Raw genomic sequence first — 14,268 nt, forward strand, 5'->3', positions numbered from 1 at the left:
CAAGAGACAGAAATGAACATCCTCCAGCCTTCGACGCCGCCACCGCTTTCGCCCGAACTGATCGGGCGATTCCGTTCGATCGTCGGCGACAAATACGCGGTCACGGATCAGGCCGACATCGCGCCTTACGTCACCGAGGAACGCGACCTGTTTCGCGGACGGTCGCCGCTGGTGTTGCGGCCGGGCTCGACCGCGGAAGTCTCCGCCATCTGCAAGCTCGCCACCGAGCACCGGATCGCGCTGGTGCCGCAGGGCGGCAATACCGGCCTCGTCGGCGGCCAGACCCCGCACAATGGCGAGGTGGTGGTATCATTGCGGCGGATGGACAAGATCCGCGACATCGACACCGCCTCCAACACCATGACCTGCGAGGCCGGCGTAGTGCTGCAGATCGCGCAGCAGCGCGCTTCCGAGGTCGACCGGCTGTTTCCGCTGTCGCTCGGCGCGGAAGGAAGCTGCACCATCGGCGGCAACCTGTCCACCAATGCCGGCGGCACCACGGCGCTGGCCTATGGCGTGGCGCGCGAAATGGCGCTCGGGCTGGAAGTGGTGCTGGCCGACGGCCGCATTCTGAACGGGCTGTCGAAGCTGAAAAAGGACAATACCGGCTACGACCTGCGCAACCTCTTCATCGGCGCCGAAGGCACGCTCGGCATCATCACCGCGGCGACCTTGAAACTGTTTCCGAAGCCGCGCGCGGTGGAAACCGCCTTCGTCGGCCTGAAATCGCCAGCCGACGCGCTGAAGCTGCTGTCGATCTCGCAGAACGAGGCCGCGGGCACGCTCACCAGTTTCGAACTGCTGGCCGACATCGCGGTCGGTTTCAGCGTCCGCCACGGCATCGACGTCCGCCATCCCCTCGCCGGCCAGCATCCCTGGTACGTGCTGATGGAGCTGTCGTCGCCGCGCGACGACGCCCGCGCCACGCTGGAAGCGATCCTGGCCAGGGGTTTCGACGACGGCATCGTCGACGACGCCGTGATCGCGGCGAATCTCAGCCAGCGCTCCGGCTTCTGGAAACTGCGCGACGAAATGTCGGCGGCGCAGAAGCCGGAAGGCGGCTCGATCAAGCACGATATTTCGGTGCCGGTCGCGGCGGTGCCCGCCTTCATCGCGGAAGCCAACGCGGCGGTGGTGAAACTGATTCCGGGCTCGCGGCCGGTGCCGTTCGGCCATCTCGGCGACGGCAACATACACTACAATGTCAGCCAGCCTGTTGGCGGCGACACCGCCGACTTCATGGGCCGCTGGCACGAGGTCAACGCGGTCGTGTTCGACATCGTGCTGCGGATGGGCGGCTCAATTTCCGCCGAGCACGGCATCGGCGTGCTCAAGCGCGACGAACTGCCCGACGTCAAGGACAAGGTCGCGATCGAGTTGATGCGCGGCATCAAGGCGATGCTCGACCCGCTCGGCATCATGAACCCCGGCAAGGTGCTGTAAGCGTGGCGCTGACGGAATCCGCCCCTGCCCTGTCGATCACGGCGATCGAGGACGCCGATATCGCTGAGGTGATCGCGCTATGGCAGCGCTGCAATTTGACGCGGCCGTGGAACGATCCCGCCGCCGATATCGCGCTGGCGCGCAAAGGGAGCAATGCGGCGGTGCTGGTCGGCCGCGACGGCAGCGCCATCGTCGCCACGGCGATGGTCGGCCATGACGGCCACCGCGGCTGGGTCTATTACGTCGCCACCGACCCGGACCGGCGCGGCAAGGGCTATGGCCGCACCATCATGAAGGCGGCCGAGGACTGGCTGCGCGAACGCGGCATTGAAAAACTGATGCTGATGGTACGCGCCGACAACGCCCAGGTTCATGCATTCTACCAGTCGCTCGGTTTTCTCGAGCAGGAACGCGTCATCTACGCCAGATGGCTCGACGGCCGCGAGCCGACGCCGTAATCAGCAGGTACTGCCTGCCGGGCAATGCTCCTCATGGTGAGGAGGCGCGTCAGCGCCGTCTCGAACCATGGGCCTCATCCTTCGAGACGCGGCGAAGACGCCGCTCCTCAGGACGAGGAGAACCAGACAGGAATCGAGATGACCATTTCCGACCGCATCCGCGTCAAGAACGTCCGCGTGCTCTCCGACAACCATTACACGTTGAAGACCACCACCTTCGAATTCCGCCGCGCCAACGGCGAATGGCAGACGCAGCATCGCGAAACCTACGACCGCGGCAATGGCGCGACGCTGCTGCCGTATAATCTGGCACAGCGCACGGTGGTGCTGGTGCGGCAGTTCCGCTATCCGGCCTATGTCAACGGCCACGACGATCTCCTGATCGAGGCTGCCGCCGGCCTGCTCGATAATGAATCGCCGGAGAACCGGATCCGCGCCGAGGCGGAAGAGGAAACCGGCTACCGGCTCGGCGATATCAAGAAGGTGTTCGAAGCCTTCATGAGCCCCGGCTCGGTGACCGAGAAGCTGCACTTCTTCGTCGCTGAGTATCAGCCGCACATGAAGATCGGCAGCGGCGGCGGCATCGCTGACGAAGGCGAGGACATCGAGGTGCTGGAGCTTCCGATCGATCAGGCGCTCGACATGATCGGCGACGGCCGCATTGCGGATGCCAAGACCATCATGCTGCTGCAATATGCGGCGCTGAATATTTTTCGCTGAGGACGGTTGAACACGATGCGTATCGCACTGATCCACGCCCTGAAGCATTCGATTGAGCCGATCGAGGCCTCGTTCGCCCGGCTGTGGCCGCACGCAACTTTGATGAACCTGCTCGACGACAGCCTGTCGGCCGATCTCAAGCGTGACGGGCGCCTCACCGAGGCGATGACGGAGCGCTTCCTGTCGCTCGGGCGCTATGCGGCCTCGACCGGCGTCGACGCGATCCTGTTCACCTGCTCGGCCTTCGGCCCCTGCATCGAGGCGGTGGCGCGCGCGCACGCACCGATGCCGGTGCTCAAGCCCAATGAAGCGATGATCGAGCAGGCCGTTGCGAAGGGCCGCAGGATCGGACTGCTCTCGACGTTTGCGCCGACGCTGGTGTCGATGCCGCCGGAATTTCCAGCTTCCGTGGAGATCGTGCCGAAGCTGGCGGAAGGTGCGCTCGAAGCGCTGGATCACGGCGACCGCGTCGGGCACGATCGCCTGGTCGTGGAAGCCTCACGCGATTTACGGGGCTGCGACCTGATCGCGCTCGCGCAATACAGTATGGCGCCGGCGGCCGAGCTGGTGGCCGCGGCGTCGGGCCGGCCGGTGCTCACCACGCCGGACAGCGCGGTCGCGAAGCTGAAGCAGTTGCTCGGCGTTGCCGGGTGAGCTGCGGGATTGATATTTTGCTGATAGGGCAAACAACCACTCAACGTCGTCCCGGCGCACGCCGGGACCCAAACCGCGTTGTCCTCTCGATCAAGGCGGAATACCTGACGCCGTTCACACCACGAAGGCCGGTGGTTATGGGTCCCGGCGCGCGCTTCGCTTGGCCGGGACGACGAGGATTCAAAACAGACTCCCCTGCCCGTCATCGGACGCCGCCGGCACCGGCTTGCGCGGGGTGGCCTTCTTCGCGGGTTTCGGCGCTTCCGCCGCCCGCTCCTCCGCGGTGATCGGCAGGATCAGTTGCGCGTCGTCATTGGCGACGCGATTGACCCGTGTCGAAACCTCGTGCCAGACGAATTCGCCTTCTTGCGGCGCGACCAAGAGCGCCATCACGCCCTCCGCGCTGTCGTCGCGGCAATCCAGCCAACGCGCGAAATCGGCGGGCGCGATGGTCACCGGCACGCGGTGATGCAGCACCGCAAGATCGGCGCTCGCCGGTGCCGTGACGATCGCCACCGTGTCGAGCTCCTCGCCGTTGGGCCCGGTCCAGGTTTCCGCCAGCCCCGCCAGACCCATCGGCTGCCCGTCGCGGCGATGGATGAAGTGAGGCCGCTTGCACTTCTCGGCCGCCTGCCATTCGTAATAGCCGTCGGCCGGGATCAGGCAGCGCCGCCGCCGGATGGCGTTCTTGAAGGCCGGTTTTTCCGCTGCGGTTTCCGAGCGCGCATTGATCAGCAGCGTGAATTTCCTGGGGTCCTTGACCCAGGCCGGCAGCAGGCCCCAGCGCATCAGCCGGAAATGCCTGATACCGTTTTCGACGATCACGACAGGTATAGGTTGCGTCGGCGCAATATTATGCCTTGGCGGGAAATTGGGCTGCTCGAGGTAGCCGAAAATCTGCCGCACGGCGGCCGGCGGGGAAGTAATGATGAAGCGTCCACACATTCTCTGGCCCAGGCAGGCATCCGTTCAGGTCCTTTTAACCCCAAACGTTAACACTGCACCGGATGACCGCAACGGGCGCCCAAACCGCTAACCCCGATCGCACGGCGCCTGGCAAGGTTGGCGGCGGCGATGCCGCGCGGACTGCGCAACTGCGGGCCGCCAACATCAACCCCCGCACCGGGCTCGCCACCGACTACCTCAATCACTTCAACGAAGCCGTGATGCTGCTCGAGATGATTCCGGACATGCCGGAATGCGCCGAGGATTTCCTCGGCTGGCAACCGCTGTCCTATGCCGAACATTTCACGGCGTCGAATTTCAAGGCCCGCGACCTCGCGATTTCGGCCTATAATTCCGCCGATCCCGTCATCCGCGCCGAGTTCGACAATATCACCAGCGCCATGACCTCGATTCTGACCGCGGTGAGCGACGCCATGCGCGAAGTCAAGCAGGACAAGACCCGCGCCACGCTGGCCGAGCAGGCCACCGGCTGGGTCAAGCCGCTGGTGACGCTGGCCGGCGGCATCATCAATGGAGGCTCCGAGGCCGACGTCGACTACATCATGACGCACTGACCGCCGTGACGTCCCCGGCCCAGCCCTCGCATCCGCAGCTCGCCGTCAGCGCGGCGATCTTCCGCGACGGCAAGATCCTCCTGGTGCGGCGGGCAAAGTCCCCGGCCAAGGGCTTCTATTCCCTGCCCGGCGGCCGGGTCGAATTCGGCGAGACGCTGCACGCGGCGCTGCATCGCGAGGTCAACGAGGAAACCGGGCTGAAAATCGAGATTGCCGGGCTCGCCGGATGGCGCGAAGTGGTGCCGGGAACCTCCGGCGGCGGCCATTATCTCATCATGTCGTTCGCGGCGCGCTGGACCGCGGGCGAGCCGGTCATGAACCACGAACACGACGATTTCAGGTGGCTGGCGCCGGATGCGCTCGGCGATCTCAAGGTCACCGGGGGCCTGGATGAGATCATCCGGTCGGCCAGGGCCCTGCTCGGGGCCTGAACCGGCCTGCCGGCGCCTTGCTTCCAGCGCATTGAAAAGGCATATCGGGCGGGTTCTGGACCCCAAAATGCTCAAGCACATTCTGGCCGCTTTCATCCTTGTCTCGGCGTGCGTTTCCGGCCCTGCGCGGGCCCAGGATGCGGCTGCGCCGTTCGACGGCGACCTGCAGCGGCTGGCCGAGATCCTCGGCACCCTGCACTATCTCAGGGGCATTTGCGGCACCAACGAAGGCCCCAAATGGCGCAACGAGATGCAGGCGCTGATCGACGCCGAAACCCCCTCCGGCGACCGCCGCGCCCGCATGATCGCGGGCTTCAACCGCGGCTATAACGGCTTTCAGCAGACCTACCGGACCTGCACGCCGGCCGCCTCGATCGCGATCCGACGGTATATCGAGGAAGGCTCGAAGATCTCGCGGGACCTGACCGCCCGCTACGCCAACTGAGCGGCGAAAAGCTCGAATATGGAACAATGGAATCATCTTGTTCCGGGGCGTTAACCTTTCCTAAAGAACTGGCCTAGGCGGCCGCGAAGCTCATGCTACACCTCGCGCGTCAGATGCGTTCCGCCCTGGATCGCGCGCCAGTCCCGCCAGAGTTTCATGAGCCCTCCAGTGTCCTTCACAACCGCCCGCGACCCGCTGCCCGATCACGAACAGAAACAGGCGGCGCTGAGCTACCTCAACGAGGCCTGGGCGGAGGCGCGGCACGATGGCGTCGATGGCGACTGCCTGGCGCAGGCCAGCCTGTTCGCAGCCTTTGCCGAACTGGTCGCGACCTATGGCGAGGACGCGGTGGCGAAATTCGTCGAGGGACTGCCGACCCGCGTCCGCAACGGCGAGTTTTCGACCCGGCTGGCGAAGCAGTAGGCCCGGCACAAACTCCGCCGTCGTCACCCGCGAAAGCGGGTGATCCAGTACGCCGCAGCTTCTCGATTCAACCACTGGCTTCGCTGGAATACTGGGTCGCCCGGTCAAGCCGGGCGATGACCGGTTTGCCTGGACTTACGCCCCCAGCGTCTCCAGAAACCGCACCGGTTCGCCGGTCGATGGCGTCACCAGTTCACCCTGCCACATCACGCGGCGGCCCCTGACAAAGGTGCCGACCGGCCAGCCGGTGACGCGCACGCCGTGATACGGCGTCCAGCCGGCGCGCGAGGCCACCCAATCGTCGGTGATGGTTTCGCTGCGCTTGAGATCGACCACCGTGAAGTCGGCATCGTAACCGGCCGCAATGCGGCCCTTGCAGGCGATGTTGAACAGCCGCGCCGGGCCCGCGCTGGTGAGATCGACGAAGCGCTGTAGCGACAATCGCCCGGCGTTGACGTGATCGAGCATCAAGGGCACCAGCGTCTGCACGCCGGTCATGCCCGAGGGCGAAGCCGGATAGGTCTTGGCCTTTTCCTCGAGGGTGTGCGGGGCGTGATCGGAGCCGAGCACGTCGACGATGCCCTGCTCGATGCCGCGCCAGATCCCGGCCCGATGCTCGGCCGAGCGCACCGGCGGATTCATCTGCGCTCGGGTGCCGAGCCGCTCATAGCATTCCGGCGCGGTCAATGTCAGGTGATGCGGCGTCGCCTCGCAGGTGGCGACGTCCTTGTGGTCGCGCAGAAACTCGATCTCCTGCTTGGTGGAGATATGCAGCACGTGAATGCGCTTGCCCGTTTCATGGGCGAGCTGGACCAGCCGCTGGGTCGCCATCAGCGCCGCGGTCTCGTCACGCCAGACCGGATGCGAGCGCGGATCGCCCTCGACGCGCAGTCCCTTGCGATCGTTGAGGCGGTACTCGTCCTCGGCATGAAAGGCGGCTCGGCGTTTGATCACCTGGAAAATCCGGCGCAGGCTTTCGTCATCCTCGACCAGCAGCGCGCCGGTGGACGAGCCGATGAACACCTTGACGCCAGCGCAGCCGGGAGCGCGTTCCAGCTCCGGCAGATCCTGAACGTTTTCCCGGGTGCCGCCGATGAAGAACGCGAAATCGCAATGCATGCGATGGCGGCCGCTCTTCACCTTCCCGGTGAAGGTCGCTTCCGTGATGGTCAGGGGATCGGTATTCGGCATTTCGAACACCGCCGTCACGCCCCCCATCACCGCGCTGCGCGAACCGGTCTCGAGGTCTTCCTTGTGGGTCAGGCCCGGCTCGCGAAAATGCACCTGCGTGTCGATGACGCCGGGCAGGATGTGCAGGCCCTTGCAGTCGATCACTTCGGCAGCCGACGCCTGTCCGAGGGAACCGATTTCAGCGATACGGCCATTGACGACGCCGATGTCGCGCACGCCCTCACCGTCCTGATTGACCACGGTGCCGGACCTCAAAATCACATCAAAACTCTGACTCATCGTTCCTCGTATTCGGCTCAATCCTCATGCTGAGGAGGCCCGCGAGGGCCGTCTCGAAGCATGAGACGCGTTCAGTGCCAATTCCATCCTTCGAGACGCGGGCTGCGCCCGCTCCTCTGGATGGGGTCATCCCACGCCGGGCGCAGGCCTTGTCGTTTATGACTTGGCGGCTTACGTTCCGCAGCAACATGTCACAAGAGATCTTTGCATGAAAGCGGCGTTTCTCCCCGACCGGGGCGTGGTCAAGGTCAGCGGCGACGATGCGCGCAACTTTCTCAACGGCCTGGTCACCACGGATATGACGCTGCTCCGCCCCGGCCTCGGCCGGTTCGGGGCGCTGCTGACCCCGCAGGGCAAGATCACGGTCGATTTCCTGGTCACCGAGGCGCCGGCCGGCCATGGCGGCGGCTTCCTGCTCGATTGCCCGCGGGTGCTGGCGCAAGGCCTCGCCGACAAGCTCGGTTTCTACAAGCTGCGCGCCAAGGTGGCTGTCGAAAACCTCTCGGACAGCCTCGGCGTGCTCGCGGCCTGGGATGGCGAACCCGCCATGAACCCGGATCTCACCTTCGCCGATCCGCGCAATGCCGCGCTGGGCTGGCGGATTCTCGCCCCGCAGGAACTCGCGCAGAAGGTCGCCGACCTGATCGGCGCGGAACTGGTCGACAGCACCGCCTACGATGCGCATCGCATCGCCTCCGGCGTTCCGCGCGGCGGTCTCGACTTCATGTACGGCGACGCATTTCCGCACGAGACCAACATGGACCGCCTGCATGGCGTCGATTTCGACAAGGGCTGCTATGTCGGCCAGGAAGTGGTGTCGCGGATGCAGCATCGCGGCACCGCACGCACCCGCACTGTTCGGATCGTTCTTGAAGGTCCGTCGCCGGAACCGGGCTCGCCTATCCTCGCCGGCGACAAGCCGGTCGGCACCATCGGCTCGACGGCCGGCACCAACGGTCTCGCCCTGATCCGGATGGATCGCGCCGCCGACGCGCTTGCCGCCGGAACGGCGCTGACCTCGGGCGGTCTTGCCCTCCGCCTCGCCGAGCCAAACGATCTTTCTGCCGCACCGAAGCAGACCGTCGGATGAGCAAGTCGGCGCGCCTGCATGCCGATGGCCTGACGCGGTGCCCGTGGCCCGGCGAAGACCCGTTTTACATGGCCTATCACGATACCGAATGGGGCGTTCCGGAATACGACGACCGGGCGCTCTACGAAAAGCTCATCCTCGACGGATTCCAGGCCGGACTGTCGTGGATCACGATCCTGCGCAAGCGCGACAACTTCCGCAAAGCTTTCGACGATTTCCGGCCCGAAAAGATCGCGGGCTACAATGCGAAAAAAGTTCACGCGCTGATGAACGACGCCGGCATCGTCCGCAACCGCGCCAAGATCGAGGGCGCGGTGAATAGCGCCAAATCCTATCTGAAGATCATGGAAGACGGGCCGGGCTTTTCGAAATTCCTCTGGGACTTCGTCGACGGCAGGCCGAAGGTCAACAACTTCAAGACCACCGCCAGCGTGCCGGCATCGACGCCGCTGTCGATCAAGATGTCCAAGGAACTTGCCTCGCGCGGATTCAAATTCGTCGGCCCGACCATCGTCTACGCGTTCATGCAGGCGACCGGCATGGTCAACGATCATCTGGTGACCTGCTTCTGCCACGATACCTGCGCCGGAAAGCACCGCGCGCCCCGCCTCAAAGTCAAATGACGGCAAAAACCACTCCCGCTTCAGCAGCGCCCGCCCGAGTCTGGCAGCGGATGCTGTCGGGGCGGCGGCTCGACCTCCTGGACCCCTCGCCGCTCGATATCGAGATCGCCGATATCGCCCACGGCCTGGCGCGGGTCGCGCGCTGGAACGGGCAGACCAGCGGCGCACATATTTTTTCGGTGGCGCAGCACACGCTGCTGGTCGAAGCCGTGATGCGCGAGCGCGCACCGCGCGTCGACGTCAGGCTGCGCCTTGCGGCATTGCTGCATGACGCGCCGGAATATGTCATCGGCGACATGATCTCGCCGTTCAAGGCGGTGCTCGGCGGCGACTACAAGGCGGTGGAAAAACGGCTGTTGGCCGCCATCCATATCCGCTTCGGACTGCCGCCGGTGCTGCCGGATGAAATCACGCAGGCGATCAAGGCGGCCGACCGGGGCGCGGCCTATCTCGAGGCGACCGAGCTGGCCGGCTTTGCACAGGCCGAGGCGAAACGGCTGTTCGGCCGCGATCCCGGCCTGCTGCCTTCGACCGTGCGGGACTATCTGACGCCATGGACCGCGGCCAGGGCCGAGAAGCGGTTTCTGGAACGGTTCAAGACCTTGCACACCTGAACATCAAGGCCCTGAACCGGCTTTCACGCCCCCGGGTGCGGGCCTATAATCGCCGCGAAAAGAAGGACCGCCATGATTCACGTCTGTTCGCTCGCCGCACTTCCCGATACCGTCAGGGCTACCGGCGCCAGCCATGTCCTGACCGTCATGGCCAATGTCGATCAGGTGCAGCGGCCGGAATCGGTGCTGCCGGCCAACCATCTGAAGGTGCAGATGGACGACATCACCGAGCACATGGACGGCTTCGTCGCGCCGTCGGATTCGCATATCGAGCAGGTTCTGAACTTCGTGCGCGGCTGGGACCGCAACGCGCCGCTGGTGGTCCACTGCTATGCCGGCATCAGCCGCTCGACCGCGAGCGCCTTTGCCGCCGTCTGCCTGCTCAATCCGCATCGCGATGAAATTTCGATTGCCAGGCAGATCCGCGCGGCCTCTCCGATCGCATCGCCGAACCGGCTGATCGTCGGCCTGGCGGACAAGGCGCTGGGGCGCGAAGGCCGGATGCTGCGCGCGCTCGACGAAATGGGCCCGGGCAGCATGATGGTCGAAGGCCGGCCGTTCCGCATCGATCTCGACTGATGCCCATCAACGGCGCCCCATGAGCGAGAAGCTCCTGACGCCGATCGAGATCGGCCTGACCGCCGCCATCGTCGCGATCGAAGGCAACGAGCCGCTGATCCTGACCGCATCCTCCGGCGACGGCGACAAGCCCGCCGGGCTTCCGTTCGGCCCGTTCGACGCGGTCGCGCACCGCACCTTCGAGATCGGCCTGCGCGCCTGGGTGGAAGAACAGGCAGGCTTGCGGCTGGGTTATGTCGAGCAGCTCTATACGTTCGGCGACCGCGGCCGGCATACCCAGGCCGGCGACACCGACGCCCATGTCGCCTCGATCGGCTACCTCGCGCTCACCCGCGCCGCCGACAACGCCTCGCGAGCGCCGGGCGCGACCTTCGAGCCCTGGTACCGGTTTTTTCCATGGGAGGACTGGCGGCAAGCGCAGCCCGACATCATCGAGCGCGCGATCATCCCCCATCTCACGAACTGGGCCGCCGCGAGCGAGCAACCGGACGCCACCCGCGCCCTCAGCCGCAGGGATCGCGTCCGGCTGTATTTCGGCACCGAGGGCGCGCATTGGGACGAGGAGCGCGTGCTCGACCGCTATGAGCTGCTCTACGAAGCCGGACTGGTCGAGGAGGCGCGGCGCGACGGCCGTCCCGCGGCGCTGGCGCGCAAACAGCTTCCCGTCCTCGGCGTGCCGATGCGCTTCGACCACCGCCGAATCCTGGCCACGGCGATCGCCCGGCTGCGCGCCAAGCTGAAATATCGCCCGGTGGTATTTGAACTTTTGCCGCCCGAGTTCACACTCACTGAACTGCAGCGGACCGTGGAAGCGATCTCGGGGCGGCATCTGCACAAGCAGAATTTCCGCCGGCTGGTGGAAGCCGGCGCTTTGGTCGAACCAACCGGCGTGATGTCGACACAGACCGGTGGGCGGCCTGCCGCGCTATTTCGCTTCCGCCGCGAGGTGCTGCAGGAACGGCCGGCGCCGGGCCTGCGGGTGCGCGGAAGACGCTAGATCGTCTGACGGCGCCGAGACACTGAATATCTTAATGCGGTAAGCCCCGACCCCGGGCCGATCGCCTGGAGGCTTGATGTTGGAATTTTTCTCGCTGGTGGTTGCCATCATCGCGCTTATCGTCGCACGCAAGGCGTTCAACCAGACCGCCACCTTGCGTGCGCGGCTGGATGCGATCGAGGCCACCGCGCTGCAGGCGGGAGCTGCTCCGCCACCGCTCGCACCGCTCCAGGAAGTCGAGCAAGGTCTCGCCGCATCGCCATCCGTTGCCGCCGAACAACCGGCAACGGTCGGCGAGATTGAAACGGCCGCGCCTGCCGCGGAAGCGCAAGATGCCGCGCCGGCGGCCGCGACTGACGGCGCAGCTACGCCGCCGCCGCTTCCGCAACCCCAGCCCGGCTTCGAGGAGCGGATCGGCACCCGCTGGGTGGTCTGGGTCGGCGGCCTGACGCTGGCGCTCGGCGGCTTCTTCATGGTGCGCTATTCGATCGAGGCCGGGCTGCTCGGCCCCGGCGTGCGCACCATACTCGGCGGCCTGTTCGCGCTCGCCTTGCTGGCGGCCGGTGAATGGACCCGCCGCAAGGAAAACGTCTCGGCGATCGAACCGCTGCCGATCGCCAATATCCCCGCGATCCTCACCGCCGCCGGCACCGCGGTGGCATTTGCGACCGTCTATGCCGCCTATGCGCTGTATGAATTTCTCGCGCCCGCCACCGCCTTCATCCTGCTCGGGATGGTGGCGCTGGGCACGCTCGCCGCGGCGCTGCTGCACGGGCCGGCACTGGCGGGCCTCGGCATTGCCGCCGCCTTCGTCACTCCGCTGCTGGTCTCTTCCGACAAGCCGGATTACTGGGCGCTCTACCTCTATCTCGCCATCGTCACCGCGGCGGCGTTCGGGCTGGCGCGGATCAGGCTGTGGCGCTGGCTGGCAGTCACCACCATCGCCTTCGCGCTGATCTGGACTTTCCCCTGCCTGGAATGCGGGCCGTCGATGGTCGGACCGCACGCGTTCCACGTCATCGCAGGCTTCGTGCTAGCCGCGTTGCTGGTGGTATGCGGATTCATGTTCGGTCCCGCCGCCGACGATGACCGGATCGAGCCGATCTCCTCCGGCTCGCTCGCGGCCTACCTGCTGGGCGCCACCTTGATCGTGCTTCAGAGTCTCCATGCCGACACCGCCATCATCGTGTTCGCGATCCTGGTCGCCGCCACCTTGCTGGTCGCATGGCGTGCGCCAGCCGCCACGGCCGCGGTCGGCGCCGCCGCCGCTTTGGTCTTCGTGGTGTTTGCCGAATGGGCGGTGCGCGGCAATCCGGACATGCTGGTGCTGCTGCCGGGCGGCCCGCTGCCCGGCATCGGCCCCGCCGCGACCGATGCTTCGGTCACGGTGCACCTGATATCCGCGGCGATCTTCGCCGGCGGTTTCGGCATCGCGGGATTTCTGGCGCAGGGCCGATCCGCCAGCGCCGTTATCCCGGTGGTCTGGTCGGCCGCCGCCGTGTTCACGCCGCTGGCGCTGCTGATCGCGCTCTACGCCCGCATCTCGCATCTCGATCGCTCGATCCCGTTTGCGATCCTGGCGGTGCTGCTGGCGGCGGCGTATGGCGCTGCGACGGAAATTCTCACCAAACGCGACCACCGGCCGGGCCTGCCGATTTCGATCGCGCTGTTCGCCACGGGGTCGCTGGGCGCGCTGGCGCTGGCGCTGACCTTCGCGCTGGAAAAGGGATGGCTCACCATCGCGCTGGCGCTGATGTCGCTCGGCACGGCGTGGATTTCGCTGCAGCGGCCGATACCGTTCCTGCGTTCGCTGGCCGCCATTCTTGCCGGCATCGTGGTGCTGCGGATCGGCTACGAGCCGCGCATCGTCGGCAATGCGGTCGGAACCACACCGATATTCAACTGGCTATTGTGGGGCTATGGCATTCCGGCGCTGTCGTTCTGGGCCGGAAGCTACTTCCTGCGCCGCCGCGCCGACGATGCGCCGCTGCGGGTCGTGGAGTCGGCGGCGATCCTGTTCACGGTGCTGCTGGTGTTCATGGAAATCCGCCATACCGTGAACGGCGGCGATGTCTACCGCGCCACGGCCGGCCTGACCGAAGTGGCGCTGCAGGTCTGCGCAACGCTGGCGATGGCGATCGGCCTGGAGCGGCTGCGGATCCGCACCGGGAGCATCGTCCACAATGTCGGCGCGATCCTGCTCACGGCGTTTGCCGGGATAGCTGCCGCGGCCGGCCTGATGGTGCTGGAGAATCCCCTGCTCTGGCCGATCGACGTTGGAGGCGCGTTCTTCAACCTGCTGCTGCTGGCTTACGCCGGACCCGCAGTGCTGGCGCTGCTGCTGTCCTATGCGGTGGCGGGCCGGCGGGCTGCGAGCTACGCCAACACCGTCGCGGCGGCTGCGCTGATACTCGCCCTGACCTATGTCACGTTCGAGATCCGCAGGCTCTATCACGGCCCGGTCCTGAGCCGCGGCGTGACCACCGGCGCCGAGCAATACACTTACTCGATCGCATGGCTGGTGTTCGGCGTCGTGCTGCTCGGCATCGGCATCCTGTTCAATTCGCAGCGTGCCCGCCTCGCCTCCGCGGTGGTGATCGCGCTCACCATCCTGAAGGCGTTCCTGATCGACATGTCGACGCTGACAGGCGTCTATCGGGCGCTGTCGTTCATGTGCCTCGGTCTGGTGCTGGTGGCGATCGGCTGGCTGTACCAGCGCATCCTGTTCCGCCGGCAGGCGCTGCCGGCCGCGCCTGCCGCGGAGCCGGGCGCGTAGCCGGATGATCCCGCCTGTGTGACGA

The 14,268-nt window shown here is 66.0% G+C and carries 16 protein-coding genes; 14 read left to right on the top strand and 2 right to left on the bottom strand.

Translation table 11 applies throughout. The features are described from left to right. Positions 1 to 12 precede the first annotated feature (12 nt). The 4 genes from KMZ29_RS20645 to KMZ29_RS20660 all read left to right on the top strand — a co-directional run bounded on the left by KMZ29_RS20645 (position 13) and on the right by KMZ29_RS20660 (position 3,275). Positions 13 to 1,443, top strand: coding sequence for an FAD-binding oxidoreductase (locus KMZ29_RS20645; protein WP_215620951.1), 1,431 nt, complete (start codon positions 13 to 15; stop codon positions 1,441 to 1,443). 2 nt (positions 1,444 to 1,445) lie between these two features. After that, complete coding sequence (locus KMZ29_RS20650; protein WP_249779745.1) at positions 1,446 to 1,901, top strand: GNAT family acetyltransferase; 456 nt, start codon at positions 1,446 to 1,448, stop codon at positions 1,899 to 1,901. Between the two features lie 138 nt (positions 1,902 to 2,039). Continuing rightward, positions 2,040 to 2,621 carry an NUDIX hydrolase gene (locus KMZ29_RS20655; protein ID WP_215620952.1) on the top strand — a complete coding sequence of 194 codons (582 nt, stop codon included), beginning with the start codon at positions 2,040 to 2,042 and terminating at the stop codon, positions 2,619 to 2,621. A 15-nt stretch (positions 2,622 to 2,636) separates the two neighbouring features. Continuing rightward, entirely contained in the window at positions 2,637 to 3,275 is a 639-nt protein-coding gene (locus KMZ29_RS20660; protein ID WP_215620953.1) for an aspartate/glutamate racemase family protein, read from the top strand. Between the two features lie 180 nt (positions 3,276 to 3,455). Here KMZ29_RS20660 and KMZ29_RS20665 read toward each other — a convergent pair whose 3' ends face one another. Beyond that, positions 3,456 to 4,220 (bottom strand): SOS response-associated peptidase, encoded by a 765-nt coding sequence (locus tag KMZ29_RS20665; protein ID WP_215620954.1) that lies wholly within the window; start codon positions 4,218 to 4,220, stop codon positions 3,456 to 3,458. Between the two features lie 62 nt (positions 4,221 to 4,282). Here KMZ29_RS20665 and KMZ29_RS20670 point away from each other — a divergent pair, with 62 nt between their 5' ends. The 4 genes from KMZ29_RS20670 to KMZ29_RS20685 all read left to right on the top strand — a co-directional run bounded on the left by KMZ29_RS20670 (position 4,283) and on the right by KMZ29_RS20685 (position 6,094). Then, positions 4,283 to 4,795 (top strand): hypothetical protein, encoded by a 513-nt coding sequence (locus KMZ29_RS20670; RefSeq protein WP_215620955.1) that lies wholly within the window; start codon positions 4,283 to 4,285, stop codon positions 4,793 to 4,795. A 5-nt stretch (positions 4,796 to 4,800) separates the two neighbouring features. After that, positions 4,801 to 5,226 (top strand): NUDIX hydrolase, encoded by a 426-nt coding sequence (locus KMZ29_RS20675; RefSeq protein WP_215620956.1) that lies wholly within the window; start codon positions 4,801 to 4,803, stop codon positions 5,224 to 5,226. A gap of 67 nt (positions 5,227 to 5,293) precedes the next feature. Then, positions 5,294 to 5,671, top strand: coding sequence for a TIGR02301 family protein (locus KMZ29_RS20680; protein WP_215620957.1), 378 nt, complete (start codon positions 5,294 to 5,296; stop codon positions 5,669 to 5,671). A gap of 156 nt (positions 5,672 to 5,827) precedes the next feature. After that, positions 5,828 to 6,094: a hypothetical protein gene (locus KMZ29_RS20685; RefSeq protein ID WP_215603116.1), complete on the top strand. Its 267-nt coding sequence runs from the start codon at positions 5,828 to 5,830 to the stop codon at positions 6,092 to 6,094. A 135-nt stretch (positions 6,095 to 6,229) separates the two neighbouring features. Here the strand turns inward: KMZ29_RS20685 and KMZ29_RS20690 are convergent, their stop codons facing one another. After that, positions 6,230 to 7,564 (bottom strand): dihydroorotase, encoded by a 1,335-nt coding sequence (locus tag KMZ29_RS20690; RefSeq protein WP_215620958.1) that lies wholly within the window; start codon positions 7,562 to 7,564, stop codon positions 6,230 to 6,232. A gap of 208 nt (positions 7,565 to 7,772) precedes the next feature. Between KMZ29_RS20690 and ygfZ the strand changes: the two genes are divergently transcribed. The 6 genes from ygfZ (at position 7,773) to KMZ29_RS20720 (ending at position 14,243) form a co-directional block, all read left to right on the top strand. Then, complete coding sequence (ygfZ, locus tag KMZ29_RS20695; RefSeq protein WP_215620959.1) at positions 7,773 to 8,654, top strand: CAF17-like 4Fe-4S cluster assembly/insertion protein YgfZ; 882 nt, start codon at positions 7,773 to 7,775, stop codon at positions 8,652 to 8,654. Beyond that, entirely contained in the window at positions 8,651 to 9,277 is a 627-nt protein-coding gene (locus tag KMZ29_RS20700) for a DNA-3-methyladenine glycosylase I (protein ID WP_215620960.1), read from the top strand. Before ygfZ ends, KMZ29_RS20700 begins: the two co-directional genes overlap by 4 nt. Further along, positions 9,274 to 9,891: a YfbR-like 5'-deoxynucleotidase gene (locus KMZ29_RS20705; RefSeq protein ID WP_215620961.1), complete on the top strand. Its 618-nt coding sequence runs from the start codon at positions 9,274 to 9,276 to the stop codon at positions 9,889 to 9,891. Before KMZ29_RS20700 ends, KMZ29_RS20705 begins: the two co-directional genes overlap by 4 nt. Before the next feature lie 72 nt (positions 9,892 to 9,963). After that, a complete protein-coding gene (locus KMZ29_RS20710) occupies positions 9,964 to 10,470 on the top strand; it encodes a tyrosine phosphatase family protein (protein WP_215620962.1) in 507 nt (168 codons plus the stop codon). 19 nt (positions 10,471 to 10,489) lie between these two features. After that, a complete protein-coding gene (locus KMZ29_RS20715; protein ID WP_215620963.1) occupies positions 10,490 to 11,467 on the top strand; it encodes an NUDIX hydrolase in 978 nt (325 codons plus the stop codon). 76 nt (positions 11,468 to 11,543) lie between these two features. Continuing rightward, positions 11,544 to 14,243 carry a DUF2339 domain-containing protein gene (locus KMZ29_RS20720; protein ID WP_215620964.1) on the top strand — a complete coding sequence of 900 codons (2,700 nt, stop codon included), beginning with the start codon at positions 11,544 to 11,546 and terminating at the stop codon, positions 14,241 to 14,243. The last annotated feature ends 25 nt before the right edge of the window (positions 14,244 to 14,268 follow it).

It is taken from the genome of Bradyrhizobium sediminis (assembly GCF_018736085.1).
In the GTDB taxonomy this organism is placed as follows: Bacteria; Pseudomonadota; Alphaproteobacteria; order Rhizobiales; family Xanthobacteraceae; genus Bradyrhizobium; species Bradyrhizobium sediminis.

Coding starts and splice junctions, on each gene's coding strand:
- KMZ29_RS20645 (WP_215620951.1), top strand. CDS start 13: ATGAACATCCTCCAGCCTTCGACGCCGCCACCGCTTTCGCCCGAACTG.
- KMZ29_RS20720 (WP_215620964.1), top strand. CDS start 11,544: ATGTTGGAATTTTTCTCGCTGGTGGTTGCCATCATCGCGCTTATCGTC.
- KMZ29_RS20665 (WP_215620954.1), bottom strand. CDS start 4,220: ATGTGTGGACGCTTCATCATTACTTCCCCGCCGGCCGCCGTGCGGCAG.
- KMZ29_RS20700 (WP_215620960.1), top strand. CDS start 8,651: ATGAGCAAGTCGGCGCGCCTGCATGCCGATGGCCTGACGCGGTGCCCG.
- ygfZ (WP_215620959.1), top strand. CDS start 7,773: ATGAAAGCGGCGTTTCTCCCCGACCGGGGCGTGGTCAAGGTCAGCGGC.
- KMZ29_RS20710 (WP_215620962.1), top strand. CDS start 9,964: ATGATTCACGTCTGTTCGCTCGCCGCACTTCCCGATACCGTCAGGGCT.
- KMZ29_RS20660 (WP_215620953.1), top strand. CDS start 2,637: ATGCGTATCGCACTGATCCACGCCCTGAAGCATTCGATTGAGCCGATC.
- KMZ29_RS20705 (WP_215620961.1), top strand. CDS start 9,274: ATGACGGCAAAAACCACTCCCGCTTCAGCAGCGCCCGCCCGAGTCTGG.
- KMZ29_RS20670 (WP_215620955.1), top strand. CDS start 4,283: ATGACCGCAACGGGCGCCCAAACCGCTAACCCCGATCGCACGGCGCCT.
- KMZ29_RS20680 (WP_215620957.1), top strand. CDS start 5,294: ATGCTCAAGCACATTCTGGCCGCTTTCATCCTTGTCTCGGCGTGCGTT.
- KMZ29_RS20715 (WP_215620963.1), top strand. CDS start 10,490: ATGAGCGAGAAGCTCCTGACGCCGATCGAGATCGGCCTGACCGCCGCC.
- KMZ29_RS20685 (WP_215603116.1), top strand. CDS start 5,828: ATGAGCCCTCCAGTGTCCTTCACAACCGCCCGCGACCCGCTGCCCGAT.
- KMZ29_RS20655 (WP_215620952.1), top strand. CDS start 2,040: ATGACCATTTCCGACCGCATCCGCGTCAAGAACGTCCGCGTGCTCTCC.
- KMZ29_RS20690 (WP_215620958.1), bottom strand. CDS start 7,564: ATGAGTCAGAGTTTTGATGTGATTTTGAGGTCCGGCACCGTGGTCAAT.